The 15625-nt window shown below is 71.2% G+C and carries 14 protein-coding genes; 7 read left to right on the top strand and 7 right to left on the bottom strand.

Annotated features, from left to right (window positions below; translation table 11 throughout):
• Nucleotides 1–40: 40 nt before the first annotated feature.
• On the bottom strand, nt 41–769 hold the full coding sequence (locus tag AAFO60_RS01365) for an amino acid ABC transporter ATP-binding protein (protein ID WP_347954642.1): 729 nt from the start codon (nt 767–769) through the stop codon (nt 41–43).
• Nucleotides 770–907: 138 nt separating this feature from the next.
• On the opposite strand from AAFO60_RS01365, the gene miaB reads away from it, so the two are divergent.
• Together miaB and AAFO60_RS01355 are read left to right on the top strand one after the other, a co-directional pair.
• Nucleotides 908–2410, top strand: coding sequence for a tRNA (N6-isopentenyl adenosine(37)-C2)-methylthiotransferase MiaB (miaB, locus tag AAFO60_RS01360; RefSeq protein ID WP_347954351.1), 1503 nt, complete (start codon nt 908–910; stop codon nt 2408–2410).
• Nucleotides 2411–2503: 93 nt separating this feature from the next.
• The gene (locus tag AAFO60_RS01355) at nt 2504–3145 is read left to right on the top strand and encodes an Rv2732c family membrane protein (RefSeq protein WP_347954350.1); all 642 of its coding nucleotides are present in this window, start codon (nt 2504–2506) and stop codon (nt 3143–3145) included.
• Between the two features lie 126 nt (nt 3146–3271).
• On the opposite strand, the gene AAFO60_RS01350 is transcribed toward AAFO60_RS01355, so the two are convergent.
• Nucleotides 3272–4630 (bottom strand): DUF349 domain-containing protein, encoded by a 1359-nt coding sequence (locus AAFO60_RS01350; RefSeq protein WP_347954349.1) that lies wholly within the window; start codon nt 4628–4630, stop codon nt 3272–3274.
• A gap of 164 nt (nt 4631–4794) precedes the next feature.
• Between AAFO60_RS01350 and AAFO60_RS01345 the strand changes: the two genes are divergently transcribed.
• The 4 genes from AAFO60_RS01345 to hflX all read left to right on the top strand — a co-directional run bounded on the left by AAFO60_RS01345 (nt 4795) and on the right by hflX (nt 8907).
• On the top strand, nt 4795–5568 hold the full coding sequence (locus AAFO60_RS01345; protein ID WP_347954348.1) for a hypothetical protein: 774 nt from the start codon (nt 4795–4797) through the stop codon (nt 5566–5568).
• Complete coding sequence (miaA, locus tag AAFO60_RS01340) at nt 5565–6470, top strand: tRNA (adenosine(37)-N6)-dimethylallyltransferase MiaA (protein ID WP_347954641.1); 906 nt, start codon at nt 5565–5567, stop codon at nt 6468–6470. The genes AAFO60_RS01345 and miaA overlap by 4 nt, the downstream gene beginning before the upstream one ends.
• A 42-nt stretch (nt 6471–6512) precedes the next feature.
• Nucleotides 6513–7406 carry a diaminopimelate epimerase gene (gene dapF, locus AAFO60_RS01335; protein WP_347954640.1) on the top strand — a complete coding sequence of 298 codons (894 nt, stop codon included), beginning with the start codon at nt 6513–6515 and terminating at the stop codon, nt 7404–7406.
• 73 nt (nt 7407–7479) lie between these two features.
• Nucleotides 7480–8907: a GTPase HflX gene (gene hflX / locus AAFO60_RS01330; protein ID WP_347954347.1), complete on the top strand. Its 1428-nt coding sequence runs from the start codon at nt 7480–7482 to the stop codon at nt 8905–8907.
• A 49-nt stretch (nt 8908–8956) separates the two neighbouring features.
• Here hflX and AAFO60_RS01325 read toward each other — a convergent pair whose 3' ends face one another.
• Genes AAFO60_RS01325 through AAFO60_RS01310 form a run of 4 tightly spaced genes read right to left on the bottom strand, consistent with a single transcriptional unit; the run spans nt 8957 to nt 13028 of the window.
• Nucleotides 8957–9217 carry an HPr family phosphocarrier protein gene (locus AAFO60_RS01325; RefSeq protein ID WP_347954346.1) on the bottom strand — a complete coding sequence of 87 codons (261 nt, stop codon included), beginning with the start codon at nt 9215–9217 and terminating at the stop codon, nt 8957–8959.
• 29 nt (nt 9218–9246) lie between these two features.
• A complete protein-coding gene (locus AAFO60_RS01320) occupies nt 9247–11277 on the bottom strand; it encodes a PTS fructose transporter subunit IIABC (RefSeq protein WP_347954345.1) in 2031 nt (676 codons plus the stop codon).
• A 36-nt stretch (nt 11278–11313) separates the two neighbouring features.
• Nucleotides 11314–12261: a 1-phosphofructokinase family hexose kinase gene (locus tag AAFO60_RS01315; RefSeq protein WP_347954344.1), complete on the bottom strand. Its 948-nt coding sequence runs from the start codon at nt 12259–12261 to the stop codon at nt 11314–11316.
• The gene (locus AAFO60_RS01310; RefSeq protein ID WP_347954343.1) at nt 12258–13028 is read right to left on the bottom strand and encodes a DeoR/GlpR family DNA-binding transcription regulator; all 771 of its coding nucleotides are present in this window, start codon (nt 13026–13028) and stop codon (nt 12258–12260) included. The genes AAFO60_RS01315 and AAFO60_RS01310 overlap by 4 nt, the downstream gene beginning before the upstream one ends.
• Nucleotides 13029–13135: 107 nt before the next feature.
• Here AAFO60_RS01310 and AAFO60_RS01305 point away from each other — a divergent pair, with 107 nt between their 5' ends.
• Nucleotides 13136–14851 carry a phosphoenolpyruvate--protein phosphotransferase gene (locus tag AAFO60_RS01305; protein ID WP_347954342.1) on the top strand — a complete coding sequence of 572 codons (1716 nt, stop codon included), beginning with the start codon at nt 13136–13138 and terminating at the stop codon, nt 14849–14851.
• Between the two features lie 33 nt (nt 14852–14884).
• Here AAFO60_RS01305 and lexA read toward each other — a convergent pair whose 3' ends face one another.
• Complete coding sequence (gene lexA / locus AAFO60_RS01300) at nt 14885–15544, bottom strand: transcriptional repressor LexA (RefSeq protein ID WP_347954639.1); 660 nt, start codon at nt 15542–15544, stop codon at nt 14885–14887.
• Between the last annotated feature and the right edge of the window lie 81 nt (nt 15545–15625).

The raw sequence follows: 15625 nt of genomic DNA, 5'->3' as shown, positions 1-15625 counted from the left end.
CGCACGGTTCGCGGTGGTGTTCGTCGAAGTCGTGTCACGGTCAGCCTCCGAGGATCTTCGACAGGAAGTCCTTCGCGCGGTCGGACTTCGGTGCGGTGAAGAAGCTCTCCGGATCGGTGTCCTCGACGATCTGCCCGTCGGCCATGAAGATCACCCGGTCGGCGGCCTTGCGGGCGAAGCCCATCTCGTGGGTGACGACGACCATGGTCATCCCCTCCTTGGCGAGCGAGACCATCACGTCGAGTACCTCGCTGACCATCTCGGGGTCCAGCGCCGACGTCGGCTCGTCGAACAGCAGCACCTTGGGACTCATCGCCAGCGAGCGGGCGATCGCCACCCGCTGCTGCTGTCCGCCCGACAACTGCGCCGGGTACTTGTCCTTCTGAGTGCCGACGCCCACGCGGTCGAGGAGTTCGACCGCCCGTTTGACGGCGTCGGCCTTGGACGTCTTGCGGACCTTGATCGGACCGAGCGTGACGTTGTCGAGGATCGTCTTGTGGGAGAACAGGTTGAACGATTGGAAGACCATCCCGACGTCGGCCCGCAATCGCGCCAGGTCGCGGCCTTCGGCGGGGAGCAGTTGCCCTTCGATGCGGATCTCGCCGCTGTCGATGGGTTCGAGTCGATTGATGGTGCGGCACAGCGTCGACTTGCCCGAGCCGGAGGGGCCGAGGACGACCACCACCTGTCCGCGCGGCACTTCGAGATCGATGTCTCGCAGTACGTGGAGGTCGCCGTAATGCTTCTGCACATTCGACATCGAGATCATCGGGGCGGCATTCGTGTCGGCCATGGATATCAACGTAGTGGCAGACAAGTGTGACGCGGGCGGATTTGCCTCGGCACGTAACCTTGAAGTGTGAGTGTTGAGGCCCCCGGCGAAATGATCCCCGACGATGTGTCGAGTATGCCGCGTTCGTATTCGGTGCGGACGTTCGGCTGTCAGATGAACGTGCACGATTCGGAGCGGATCGCGGGGTTGCTCGAAGACGCGGGTTACGTGGCGGCGGCCGACGACGACGCCGCCGACCTCGTCGTCTTCAACACCTGTGCGGTTCGGGAGAACGCGGACAACAAGCTCTACGGCAACCTGTCGCACCTGGCCCCGGTGAAGGCCGGTCGGCCCGGCATGCAGATCGCGGTCGGGGGCTGCCTGGCGCAGAAGGACAAGGACACCGTGCGTACGCGCGCCCCCTGGGTGGACGTGGTCTTCGGGACGCACAACATCGGTTCGCTGCCGGTGCTGCTCGAGCGTGCGCGGCACAACGAGGAGGCGCAGGTCGAGATCCTGGAATCGCTCGAACGGTTCCCGTCGACGCTGCCGGCCCGCCGGGACTCGGCGTACTCGGGCTGGGTGTCGGTGTCGGTCGGCTGCAACAACACCTGCACGTTCTGCATCGTCCCGTCGCTGCGGGGCAAGGAGGTGGACCGGCGCCCCGGCGACGTGCTCGCCGAGGTGGCGGCGCTCGCCGACCAGGGCGTGCTGGAAGTGACGCTGCTGGGTCAGAACGTCAACGCCTACGGCATGTCGTTCGACGATCCCGACACGCCGCGCAACCGCGGCGCCTTCGCCGAGCTGCTGCGCGCCTGCGGCGACATCGAGGGACTGGAGCGGGTGCGCTTCACCTCGCCGCATCCGGCCGAGTTCACCGACGACGTCATCGAGGCGATGGCGCAGACCCCGAACATCTGCCCGCAGCTCCACATGCCGCTGCAGTCCGGTTCGGACCGTGTGCTGCGCGCCATGCGTCGCAGCTACCGCAAGAGCAAGTTCCTCGGCATCCTCGACCGGGTCCGCGAAGCCATGCCGCACGCCGCGATCACCACCGACATCATCGTCGGCTTCCCCGGCGAGACCGAAGAGGACTTCGCCGAGACCCTGGACGTGGTGGAGAAGGCGCGGTTCTCCAGCGCCTTCACCTTCCAATATTCGCCGCGCCCGGGGACGCCGGCGGCGACCATGGCCGACCAGGTGCCGCCGGAGGTCGTCACCGAGCGGTACCAGCGGCTGATCGCCCTGCAGGAACGCATCTGCCTCGAGGGGAACACCGCCCTGATCGGCACCGAGGCGGAGCTGCTGGTGGCCGCCGCGGAGGGCCGCAAGAACGCCGAGACCGGACGGATGTCGGGACGCGCCCGCGATGGCCGACTCGTCCATTTCCGCGCCGACGAGGCCGCGCGGATCCGGCCGGGCGATGTGGTGACGGTGACGATCACCGAGGCCGCACCGCATCACCTGATCGCGGATGGCGGAGTTCTCACCCATCGGCGCACCCGTGCGGGCGACGCCCACGAGGCAGGCATCACCCCGACCACCGGGCCGGTCGGTGTGGGCCTGGGGATGCCCTCGATCGGCGCCCGGCCCGATCCCGCACCGACGAGCACCTGCGGCACCGCCGGATGCTCCTGAGCAGAAGAACACTGACAATGAGCAGAAGAAGGCTGGCGATGAGCACACGAAGGCTGGCAATGACTGGAGAAGGCGGCAGTGAAGAGGGCGGCAATGAGTAAAGAGGACATGGCGACCTTCAACGAGTACGAGAAGGATCTCCGCAAGGCCGAGAAGAAGGTCGCCGGCGAGATCGATCCTGGCGGTCGTGCGGTCGTCGTCGCGATCTGCGTCCTGCTGGCCATGGTGTCGCTGGTCCTGCCGCACGCGGGCAAGGCATCAGGTCTGGACGTGCTGACGATGTCGCAGACGGCACACGACGAGCACATCAAGCTGCCGTCGGAGATCTTCGTGTTCCTGCTGCTGATCTTCGCGATCGGCATGTCGACGCTGGCGCTGATCTCGCGCCGCTGGGTGATCGCGTGGATCGCGCTCTGCGGCACGGCCGTCGCCGCGGTTGCGGGCATGCTGGCGATCTGGACCCGTAACACCGTCGGCGTCAACGAGACCGTCGCTCCCACCGGTGCCGGCCCCGGGCTGTTCCTGGGCTGGGCAGTCTCGATCGTGCTCGTCTTCCACTGGGCGCGCGTGGTGTGGAACCGCAGCGCCTACCAGCTGTCGCTGGAACAGGAACGACGCGCCCAGGCCGCCCATCGGGAGGCCTTCGGGCTGTCCTTGCAGCGGCCGGTCCCGCCCCGCAGCGCGGCCGACGACGGTGGCGACGGTTCCACTGACGATCGGCCGAAGGCGGACTGACCGCCGTCGCGAGAAGAGCGGGAGCCCGGACCATTCGGTCCGGGCTCCCGCTCTTCGTCGTGCCTGGGGCCGGCGCCCTGCCCGCCTCGCCGTCTCGGTCAGCCGTCGTCGGTCAGCGGTCAGCGGTCAGCGGTCGGTGAGCGCCGAGTGCGCCGCGTTGGCCCACTCGCGCCACTGCGCGGCCTGCTGACGGAGGTCGGCGGCGTCGCGCTCCTTGCCGGCCGCGGCGGCCTTGGCGGCCTGCTCGTCGAGCTTGTCGGCGCGCTCGGTGAACTGCGCCGCGCGCGCCTGCGCCTCCGGGTCGGTCCGCGTCCAGTCGGCGTCCTCCTCGTCGCGCAGTCGCTTCTCCAGCGCACGCGCGCGGTTCTCGAGCCGATGCATCTGCTCGCGGGGAACCTTGCCGATCTCGTCCCACTTCTCGCGGAAGGCCCGGAACTCGCGGCGCGCGGCCTCCAGATCGCTCGCCGGGTCGATCCGCCCCTCGTACTCGTCCAGGAGGCCGGTCTTGGCCTTCGCATTGTCGGCGAACTCGGCATCGCGTTCGGAGTTGACGGCGTTGCGCGCCTGGAAGAAGACGTCCTGCGCCGCCTTGAACCGGACCCACAGGGCCTCGTCGGCATCGCGCGGGGCGCGGCCGGCGGCCTTCCACTCGGTGAGCAGTTCGCGGAACTTCGCCGACGTCGCCACCCAGTCGGTGGAGGACGACAGCTCCTGCGCCTGCGCGATCAGCTCCTCCTTGCGCGACTTGGCGCCCGCGCGTTCGCGGTCGAGTTCGGCGAAGTGCGCGCCGCGGCGGCGGTTGAAGGCGTCCCGTGCCTTGGAGTAGCGGCGCCAGAGGGCGTCGTCGGTCTTGCGGTCGATCCCCTTGACGGTCTTCCACTCGTCGAGGATGGCGCGCAGTCGGTCGCCGCCCGCCTTCCACGAGGTGCTCTCGGCGCCGATCCGCTCGGCCTCGGCCGCCAGCTCCTCCTTGCGGCCGATCGCCGAGGTTCGCGCCGATTCGCGCTGGTCCTGCACCTGTTTGGCGACGTCGTCGGCCCCGGCGAGGATCGATTCGAGACGGGTCGACAACTCGTCGACGTCGCCGATCACCTGGGCGTCGGGGAGTTCGGCGAGCAGATGCGCCGCGGTGGCCTGCGTCTTGCGCGGGTCGCCGGACCGGGCGGCCAGCCGCTCCTCGAGGATCTCCACCTCGGTCGCCAGATCGGTGAACTTGCGAGCGAAGTGTGCCAGGCCCTCGTCGACCGTGCCGGCCTGCCACGAACCGATCTGCCTCTCGCCCGCGGCGGTTCGGAGCCAGACGGCGCCGTCGGCGTCGATCCGGCCGAACCTCGTCGGGTCGCCTGCCGGCACCGGGTGCACCGGCACCGCCGGGGTGGGGCCGCCGTCGGCGGGACGGGGACCGGGTCGCGGTCCGGGACGGGGCCCGGGTTTCGGCGCCGAGGCGGCGGGGACCGGAGTGTTCGAGTCGGTCGGCTTGGTCATGGGTGCACCTCTTGATCTTCTTCGCCGCGCGTCACGGCTGCCAGGTCACTGCGTCGGGGGACTACGTCGTTCATTCAAGCAGGCCAGCGGTCGACCGTGGGGGCGGCCTGCAACATTCACCCCGCATTCTGCGTCTGCGGCGGCGCACCGGTAGCGTCGATGCCGTGTTAGCCCAGGTTGCGATGATTCCGAGTGCCCCGCTGCTCGTCCCCGAACTCGCGGGCCCGGCCGCGACCGACACCGCCGCGGTCCGCGACGCCGCGCTGCTGGTCGGCCGACGGCTGGCGGCGTCGGCGCGGATCTGGTTGGCGGTCGGCGCCGCCGATCGGCCGGGACCGCCGATCGAGTCGTCCGGTTACGCCCGTCGCGGCGATTTCGGCGCCTACGGGGTGGCGGTCCCGGTCACGTTGGGCCGGGTTCCGTCGGGCACGGGGGCCGTGTCGGACGACGCGGGCGCCGCACTGCCCTTGTCGATGCTGTTGGCGGGCTGGCTCGCCGGCCGGTCGGCTCCGATCGCCGCCGCCGCGCCGGCGACGATCCCGTGGACGGTGGACCCGGCGGCGGATGCGGCGGCCTGCGCCGACAGCGGGCGTCGGCTCGCGGCGTTCGCCGACTCCCTCCCCGAACCGGTCGGACTGCTCGTGGTCGCCGACGGCGCGACCGCGCTGACCCCGAAGGCGCCCGGCGGCGGGCAGCGCGAGGCCGCCGTCGCCCTGCAGGAGCGGATCGACGAGGCGCTGGCGTCGGCGGACACCGCCGCGCTCGGCGACCTGGACGAGGCCGACTGCCTCGCGCAAGGCGTGGCCGGCCGCGCCGCCTGGCAGGTCATGGCGGCGGCGTGCGCGGACCGCGGCATGGCCGCCGACGTGGTGTACCGGGCAGCGCCCTTCGGCGTCGGATACACCGTCGCGACGTGGACGCCGGGGACGCGGCGATGATCGCGCCGATCGCGGTCATCGGGCCCACCGCCACCGGGAAGTCCGACCTCGCACTCGACCTGGCCGAACACTTCGGGGGCGAGGTCGTCAACATCGACGCCATGCAGCTGTATCGCGGCATGGACATCGGGACCGCGAAGCTGCCGGTCGGGCAGCGGCGCGGCATCGTCCACCGCCAGCTCGATGTCCTCGAGGTCACCGAGACCGCGACCGTCGCCCGCTACCAGAGCGCCGCCGCCGCCGACGTCGAGGCGCTCCTGGCGGCCGGCCGCACCCCGATTATCGTCGGCGGCTCCATGATGTACATCCAGGGGCTGCTCGACGACTGGCAGTTCCCGACCACCGACCCACAGGTCCGCGCCCGATACGAGACGATGCTCGAACAGCTCGGCCCAACGGCGCTGCACCGCCGCCTCGCCGACGTCGACCCGGCCGCCGCGGCCACCATTCTCGACTCGGACGGTCGTCGCATCGTGCGCGCGCTGGAGGTCGTCGAGATCACCGGACGTCCGTTCGCGGCATCGGCGCCGACCATCGGCGAACCCCGCTGGGGGACGCGGATCCTCACTCTCGACCGTGACAAGGACCTGCTCGACGAGCGGATCCGCCTGCGGACCGCGAAGATGTTCGCCGACGGGCTCGTCGACGAGGTGGAGCACCTGTGCGGGAGGGGCCTGCGCGAGGGGCGGACCGCCTCGCGGGCCATCGGATACGCCCAGGTCCTGGCCTTCCTCGACGGTGAGTACGGGATCGACGAGGCGCGCGAACGCACCTTCTTCGGTACCAGGCGCTATGTCCGCAGACAGCGGTCCTGGTTCCGCCGCGATCGTCGCGCCGTCTGGTTGGACGCCGCCGATCCCGGCCTGCGCGACAACGCGCTGAAGGCGTTGACCGACGCCTGAGCGCGGCCGCGTAGCCTGAACGAGGTGAGGAACGCACCGGCGATGACCTTCGTCAAAGGCCACGGCACGCAGAACGATTTCGTGATCCTGCCCGATCCGCTCGCGCAGATCGAGCTGACCGAGGAGCTCACCGCGGCGCTGTGCGACCGCCGGCGCGGTCTCGGCGCCGACGGGGTCCTGCGGGTGGCGACGGCCGGGGTGCTCGTCGCCGAGGGCGTCCTGGACCGTCTGCCTGACGGCGTCTCCTCGGTCGACTGGTTCATGGACTACCGGAACGCCGACGGATCGATCGCCGAGATGTGCGGCAACGGTGTCCGGGTCTTCGCCCACTACTGTCGGATCGCCGGGCTGGTCGACACCGACGAGTTCACCGTCGGCTCGCGCGCCGGGGCGCGCCCGGTGATCGTCCACGCCGCCGACGAGACCGACGCCGAGGTGAGCGTGTCGATGGGCCCGGTGCGGATCGGTGAGCGCAGCGAGGTCGAGGTCGGCGGTCGACACCTGACCGGCGCCGCGGTCGACGTCGGCAACCCGCACCTGGCCTGCGTGGTGCCGGAGCTGACGCCCGCCGACCTCGCGGCGCTCGACCTGACCGCGGGTGCGGCCGTCGATCCCGCGCTGTTCCCGCGCGGGGCCAACGTGGAACTGCTGACGCCGCTGGTCGCGGCCGACCGCGAGGCGGCGTCGGCCGGTGCCGACTTCCACGCACACATGCGGGTCGTCGAGCGCGGTGTCGGCGAGACTCGTTCGTGCGGAACGGGGCTGGTCGCCGCGGCCGCCGCCGCACTGGCGGGTGCCGACCGGGACGGCGGATCGGTCGCGATCACCGTGCCCGGCGGGCAGGTCCTGGTGAGCGTGGCGCGCGGCACGGCGATCCTGCGGGGCCCGTCGCGCCTGGTGGCGCGGGGCGAGCTGCTCGCGGGCTGGGCCGACTGACCTCGGCGTAATGCAGATGCGGTGCCGGTGCCGATGAGGGCACAATGGGGTGCATATGACTGAACTGGACAAGATGACTGAACTGGACAAGGAAGCCCGAATCCCCGCCTTCGGGGCGACGCCGACCGTCGGCGAACTTCAGCTCGACGACCGCGCGTCTCTGCAGCGCGTCGTGGGTCTGTCGACCGAACTCGAAGACGTCACCGAGGTCGAGTACCGCCGACTGCGGCTCGAACAGGTGGTCCTCGTCGGTGTCTGGACCAGCGGAAGCGCCGCGGCCGCCCGCGCGAGCATGGCCGAGTTGGCCGCCCTCGCCGAGACCGCCGGATCGCAGGTCCTCGACGTGCTCATCCAACGACGCAGCAAGCCCGACCCGGCCACCTATCTGGGTTCGGGCAAGGCCGCCGAGCTGCGCGAGGCGGTCGTCGCGAGCGGCGCGGACACCGTGATCTGCGACGGCGAACTGACCCCGGCGCAGCTGACCGCGCTGGAGAAGGTCGTCAAGGTGAAGGTGATCGACCGGACCGCCCTCATCCTCGACATCTTCGCGCAGCACGCCACCTCCCGCGAGGGCAAGGCGCAGGTCTCGCTCGCGCAGATGGAGTACATGCTGCCGCGACTGCGCGGCTGGGGCGAGTCGATGTCCCGGCAGGCCGGTGGTCGTGCGGGCAGCAACGGCGGCGTCGGCCTGCGTGGGCCGGGTGAGACGAAAATCGAGACCGACCGTCGCCGGATCCGCGAGCGGATGGCCAAGCTCCGCAAGGAGATCCGCGGGATGAAGACGGCACGGACGGTGAAGCGGGCGGCTCGCCGACGCGGCGGCGTTCCGGCGCTGACCGTCGTCGGTTACACGAACGCGGGCAAGTCGAGCCTGGTCAACGCGATGACCGGGTCGGGGGTCCTGGTGCAGGACGCCCTGTTCGCGACGCTCGATCCGACGACCCGCCGCGCGGAACTGGCCGACGGTCACGAAGTGGTCTTCACCGACACCGTCGGCTTCGTGCGGCACCTGCCCACCCAGTTGGTGGAGGCGTTCCGTTCGACGCTGGAGGAGGCGGTCGACGCCGACCTGCTGATCCACGTCGTCGACGGCTCGGACGCCTTCCCCGGCAACCAGATCTCCGCCGTGCGCCAGGTGCTCAGCGAGGTGCTCGCCGAAGAGGATCGGCCCGCGCCGCCGGAGATGTTGGTGATCAACAAGATCGATGCCGTCGACGGGGTGACGATGACGGCGCTGCGCGGGGAGTACCCCGATGCGCAGTTCGTCTCGGCGCGCACCGGCGAGGGACTGGACGAGTTGTTCGCGGCGATCACGGCCTTCCTGCAACGCGACGACGTCGACGCCACCCTGCAGGTGCCCTTCGACCGCGGAGAGGTGATCGCCCGGCTGCACCAGCACGCACACATCGTCAGCACCGAGCACAACGCCGAAGGCACCCGCCTGCGTGTGCGGATGCCTTCGGCGTTGGCCGCGGAGTTCGCGGACCTGCGGGTCGACTGACCCGGGACCTCGACTGACCGGCGACGTCGACTGACCTGGGAGGAGCCGGCTACTCGGCGTCGAGATCCTGGGCGACGAGCGCGGCGATCTGGTCGACGGCGGCCTGATCGTCGCCCGCGACGGTCACCGAGGCGCCCTTCTCGGCGCCGAGCGTCATGATCATCAGGGCGCTGCCCGCGTCGACCGGATCGCCGCCGTCGACGGCGAGGGTGACCGGGACGCCGAGCGCGGTGGCGGCGTCGGCGATGACGGTGGCGGGGCGGGCGTGCAGTCCCACGGCGGAACCGACGGAGACGGTGGTGCTTGGCATGATGCGCCTTTCTCTAGAGGGGGAAGGGGTCAGGCCGGGACGGCGACCAGGTCGGCGTCGGCCGCAGACTGCGGGCGGATGTGCTTGGCGGCCAGGACGGTGACTGCGGAGACGATCACACCCGCCACGATAGCGATCAAGAACTTCCACCACGTCCCGTTCATCGCGAACAGGACGAAGACGCCGCCGTGCGGGGCGCGGAGCTGGACGCCGAGCGCCATCGAGACCGCACCGGTGACGGCGCCGCCGAGCATCATCGACGGAATCACCCGCAGCGGGTCGGCCGCGGCGAACGGAATCGCGCCCTCGGAGATGAACGAGGCGCCCAGCAGCCAGGCGGCCTTGCCGTTCTCCCGCTCGGGCTCGGTGAACGCCGACGGCCGCAGCGTGGTGGCCAGCGCCAGCGCCAGCGGCGGCACCATTCCCGCGGCCATCACGGCGGCCATGATCTCCCACTGCGCGGTCCCGGCGTCGGCGAGTCCGAGGCCTGCCACGCCGAAGGCGTAGGCGGCCTTGTTGACCGGGCCGCCCAGGTCGAAGCACATCATCAGGCCGATGACGATGCCGAGGATCACCTTGGAGCTGCCCGACATCGAGTTCAGCTGGTCTTCCAGCGAGGTGTTGATCCAGGTCAGCGGCCGGGCGAGGAGCGCGAACATGACGAAGCCGGTGATCAGGGTTCCCACCAGCGGGATGATGACGACCGGTTGCAGGCCGCGGGCCCACTGCGGCAACGGGATCCGCGACAGCCAGAGCGCGACGACACCCGCGAGCAGGCCGCCGACGAGGCCGCCGATGAAGCCCGCGTTGACGGCGACGGCGATCAGGCCCGCGGTGAATCCGGGAGCCAGGCCGGGTCGGTCGGCGATCGCGTAGGCGATGTAGCCGGCGAGCACCGCGACCATCAGGCCGATCGCGAGGTTGCCGATCGCGAAGCTCACGGCGCCGAGGTACTGCATCAGCCCGCCGGGCGGAAGGTCCCACAGACTGTTGTGCAGCGAGTAGAACATCGCATCCGAGGTGCCCTTCTCCACGGTGGAGTTCGCGATCTGGTACCCGCCGAGCAGGAAGCCGAGCGCCATGAGCAGGCCGCCGGCGGCGACGAACGGAATCATGTAGCTGACGCCGGTCAGCAGAGACTGCTTGAGGCGGCCGCCGATCCCGACGCCGGCCGGTGCCGCCTCGGCCGCGGTGCCCGGTTCGCCTGCGACCTTCGCGGCGTGCGGATCACGTGCCGCCGTGAGGGCTTCGGCGATCATCTTGTCCGGTTCGTTGATCGCCCGCTTGACACCCGAGGCGACGACCGGCTTGCCGACGAACCGGTCGCGGCCCTTGACCCCGACGTCGGTGGCGAAGATGACCGCATCGGCGTCGGCGATCGCCGAGGCGGGGAAGGGCGTCGACCCGGTCGATCCCTGGGTCTCCACCTGGAAGTCGACGTCGGCTCGCTCGGCGGCGAGCTTGAGCGCATCGGCGGCCATGTAGGTGTGCGCGATTCCGGTGGGGCACGCGGTGATCGCGATGATCCGCGGCCGCTCGGCGGCCGGGGGCGCCGCAGCCGGGGGCGCGGCGGGCGAGGCAGCCGCGGCGGCGGGTGCCGCGGGCGCCTCACCGACCGCGTCGGCGACCAGCGCGACGACGGCGTCCGCGTCGGGTGCGTCGCGCAGGGCCTGGACGAAGTCGGGTCGGACCAGCGCCCGCGCCAGGGAGCTGAGCACCTTCATGTGCGCGGCGGCCGCTCCGGCGGGCGCGGCGATCAGGAAGACGATGTCGGCGTCACCGTCGGGGCCGCCGAAATCGACGGGCCGCGAGAGCCGAGCCATCGCCAGCGTGGCCGCCGTGACGGATTCGGCACGGGCGTGCGGGATCGCGATCCGGCCGGGCAGACCCGTGGCCGACTTCTGTTCGCGTTCCATGGCGGCCGCGACGAGCACGGCCGGATCCGAGCTGCGACCGGCGGCGCCCACCAAGTCGGCCAGGGCGGTGACGACCGCGGCGGAGTCGGCGCCCGCGTCGGCGTCGAGCAGGACCAGCTCGGGGGTGATGATCGGTTGGGACATGGTGGTGACTTTCTGCCGGAGGGGAGAGAACGGCGGTCAGGACAGCCGGGTGACGGCGATGGCGGACTCGTCGAGCAGGTCGGGGGTCGGCGGGGTGGTTCCGGGAAGCGAGGCGGCCGCCGAACCATGGGCGACGGCGCTGCGCAGCAGGTCCTCCTCGTCGCCGCCGCGCACATGGGCCAGGAGGTAGCCGGCCAGCGAGGCGTCGCCGGCGCCGACGGTGCTGCGGACCGCGATCGGAACGGCCTCGGCGAACCAGATTCCGGCCGGGGTGGTCAGCAGCGCGCCCGCGCCGCCGAGCGTGGTCAGCACCGAACCGCCGGTCCGGTCGGCCAGGGCGCGCGAGGCCTGCGCGGCCGCGCTCGGATCCCCGTGGGCGGCGGCCCGTTCCATCGCGCCACCGTCGGCGCCGGTGAGTTCGGCGAGCTCGTCGGCGTTGGGTTTGAGGAGGTCGGGGCGGGCGCCGGCGACGGCGGCGAGCGGTGCGCCGGAGGTGTCCACGGCCACGCGCGCCCCCCGCGTCGAGGCGGCCTCGACCAGACCGGCGTACCAGTCGTCGGGCAGGCCGGGCGGCAGTGAGCCGCACAGCGCCAGCCACTGCGCCGAGTCCGCCGCGGCCAGGATCGCAGCGTGCAGGGCGGCCGCCGTCGATGCGGTCAGTTGTGTCCCGCCGTCGTTGATCTTCGTGGTGGTGCCGTCGGGCTCGGCGACGGTGATGTTGGTGCGCACCGGCGCGGTGGCGGCGACGGCTCGGTGCGGCAGGGCCACCTCCCGGAGGCTTTCGATGAACGGGTCGTCGGCCCGCGCGGGGAGGATCGCCAGGGTCTGCAGGCCCGCGGCGCGGACCACTCGCGCCACGTTGACGCCCTTGCCGCCTGGCTGGTCGGTGACTCGGACGGCGCGGTTGACGCCGCCGCGTTCGAGCGGCCCGGGCAGTTCGACGGTGCGGTCGGTGCTGGGGTTGGCGGTCACGGTGACGATCATGCGACCACCACCTCGATGTCGTGGGCGCGCAGTTCCGACACGAAGCCGGGATCGATGCCGGTGTCGGTGATGACGACGTCGATGTCGTCCAGGGTGCCGAAGCGCACGAGTTCCTCCCGATTGATCTTGGACGAGTCGGCGAGCACCACGGTGGTGCCGCAGGCGGCGATCATGGCGCGCTTGACCGCGGCCTCGTCGGCGTCGGGCGTCGACAGCCCGTGACCGACCGACAGGGCGTTGGTGCCCAGGAAGCCGACCGAGGCGCGGACGGTCGACAGCATGGCGACCGCGTCGGCGCCGACCGTCGCGCCGGTGGTGGGGCGAAGCCGGCCGCCGGTGAGCATCACCGCCGACCCGGGAAGTGCCGCCAGCACTCCGCCGACCTGGATGCTGTTGGTGATAAACGTCAGGCGGGTGTCGGGGTGGATCGCCGAGGCCAGCTGCAGGGTGGTGGTTCCCGCGTCGATGAGCACCGAGCCGCCGGCAGTGGGAAGCAGGGCCAGGGCCGCGAGGCCGATGGCCGTCTTCTCGATCCGCCGACTCTGTTCCCGGATCGACAGGTCGGGCTCCTCGACGACCGCCGCGACGTCCGGTCGGACCGCGCCGCCGTGCACTCGCACCAGCTGGCCGCTGCGCTGGAGGATCGCCAGATCGCGCCGGACGGTCTCCCCGGTCACCGAGAACCGCGCCGCCAGGTCGGCGACGGACACCCGGCCCCGCGAGCGGACCTCGCTGGCGATCGAGGACTGTCTCTCCTCTGCGTACACCGGGGCAACCTCCGCTGATGTGGAAATATGTTGATTCGTGTGAATCTCATTCTGTTTTTACATGCGTCTATGTTGACACGTCAAGTGGTTCTTGTAATCTGACTCACATGACCGACTCGACTCCAGCCTCGCAGCCCGACAACCCTTTCGCGGCCGAAACCGTGGTCTCCGGCACCCCCGTGGTCGGGGGACTGGCATACGGCCCGATCATCCGGCCCGGCGATCGTCCGAGTTTCGACGGCATCGAGGATGTCTCCGTCGTCGAGGAGTCGCAGCGCGATGCGGAGATGGACCGCTTCAACGCGGCTGCGGCCGCGGTCGCCGACCGACTCGCGGCCCGTGCGTCCCGCAGCACCGGGGTGGCCGCCGAGGTCCTCACCGCGACCGCGGGACTGGCGAAGGACCGCGGATGGGCCGCCGCCGCCGGGAAGTCGATCAAGGAGGGGATCAGTGCGCCGCGCGCGGCGATCGCGGCCACCGACCAGTTCGTCGAGATGTTCACCAAGCTCGGTGGCCTGATGGCCGAACGGGTGACCGACCTGAAGGACGTCTGCGACCGGGTGGTCGCCGAACTCCTCGGTCTGCCCGAGCCCGGGATCCCGACTCCGCAGACCCCGTCGATCCTGCTGGCCGACGATCTGGCGCCGGCCGACACGGCCGGGCTCGATCCCGAGCGGGTCATCGGCCTGGCGATGCGACTCGGCGGACCCAGCAGTCACACCGCGATCATCGCCAGGCAGTTGGCGATCCCGTGTGTGGTCGCGGTCGCGGACCTCGACCGCGTGCCGACCGACGCGGTCGGCTACGTCGACGGCGACGCAGGCACGGTCGGGGTGGCCCCGGACGCCGACCTGATCGAGGCGGCGGTGGCGCAGGCGCGTGACGAGGCCGCGCGCGTCGCGGCCTGGCGGGGGCCGGGCCGCACCGCGGACGGGCATCCGGTCGACATTCTCGCCAACGTCGCGGACGGGGCGTCGGCGCGGGAGGGGTCGCAGGCGCCGGTCGTCGGCGTCGGACTGTTTCGGACCGAGCTCGCCTTCCTGGACCGGTCCGCCGAACCGTCGGTCGAGGAACAGGTGTCCCTCTATCGGGAGGTCATCGACGCGTTTCCCGGGCAGAAGGTGGTCATCCGCACTCTCGATGCGGGATCGGACAAGCCGCTGAAGTTCATCACCCACCCCGATGAGGCGAATCCGGCGATGGGGGTGCGCGGCAATCGCATCGTGCAGACCCACCCGGAGATCCGCGACCGCCAGCTCGATGCGATCGCCGAAGCGGCCCGCGGCGACGGCCGGGCCGTTCCATGGGTGATGGCGCCGATGATCGCCACGGTCGCCGAGGCGCGAGAATTCGCCGCGCAGGTGCGCGAACGCGGCCTGATTCCGGGAGTGATGGTCGAGGTGCCGTCGGCAGCGATCCTGGCCGAGTCGATCCTGGCCGAGGTGGACTTCGTCTCGATCGGCACCAACGACCTGACCCAGTACACGATGGCGGCCGATCGGATGTCGCCCGAGTTGGCGACGCTGACCGATCCGTGGCAGCCGGCGGTGCTGGCGCTCATCGAGCGAGTCGGTGCCGCGGGCGCCGCAGCGGGCAAGCCGGTGGGGGTCTGCGGTGAAGCCGCGGCCGATCCGCTGCTGGCCTGCGTGCTGGTGGGACTGGGTGTCACGTCGTTGTCGTCGGCCCCGGCCGCCGCACCTGCGGTCGGTCTGCGGCTGGCCGGCGTCGGCATCGAAGCGTGCCGGGCCGCAGCCGCGGCGGCGGTCGGCGCCGCGGGACCCGCGCAGGCCCGCGCCGCGGCACGCAGCGCGATCGGCGGGTGAGTCGGCCCCGGGGGCAGCGCCCCCGGGCTCGACTCAGATTCGCCGCATGACGGTGACGACCTTGCCCAGGATGGAGGCGTCGTCGCCGGGGATCGGCTCGAAATGCTCGTTGTGCGGCATCAGCCACACGTGACCGTCGGCCCGCTTGAAGGTCTTGACGGTGGCCTCGCCGTCGATCATCGCCGCCACGATGTCGCCGTTCTCGGCGACGCTCTGCTGCCGCACGACCACCCAGTCGCCGTCGCAGATGGCGGCGTCGATCATCGACTCGCCGACCACGCGCAGCATGAACAGGGAACCGTCGCCGACCAGCTCCCGCGGCAGGGGGAAGACCTCTTCCACGGCCTGCTCGGCCAGGATGGGGCCGCCCGCGGCGATCCGGCCGAGAACGGGAACGAAGGTCGGGGTCGGCAGACCGTCGGCCGCGGACTCGGCATTGTCGGCCGGGGGCGTGCGGTGGGCGTCGCGGACGTTGACCGCACGCGGGCGGTGCGGGTCGCGCTTGAGCAGGCCGCGGCGCTCCAGCGTGCGCAGCTGATGGGCCACCGACGACGTGGACGTGAGGCCGACCGCCTCGCCGATCTCACGGATGCTCGGCGGGTAGCCGCGCTCGCGGACCGAGGTGCGGATCACGTCGAGGACGTCCCGCTGACGCTGGGTGAGGGAGGCCTCGAGCGTCGCGGTCGAGAGCATCGGATCTGGCGTGTCGGTCACGGTCGGGCCCCTTTGTCGGCGGTGTTCGAACGATGAATCCAACGGTAGTTGAGTAGGTCA

The sequence above is a fragment of the Gordonia aichiensis genome (genome assembly GCF_039946255.1).
GTDB classification, from domain to species: domain Bacteria; phylum Actinomycetota; class Actinomycetes; order Mycobacteriales; family Mycobacteriaceae; genus Gordonia; species Gordonia aichiensis_A.
The sequence above is the reverse complement of the archived record's forward strand: the minus strand, read 5'-3'. Positions and strand labels throughout refer to the sequence as shown.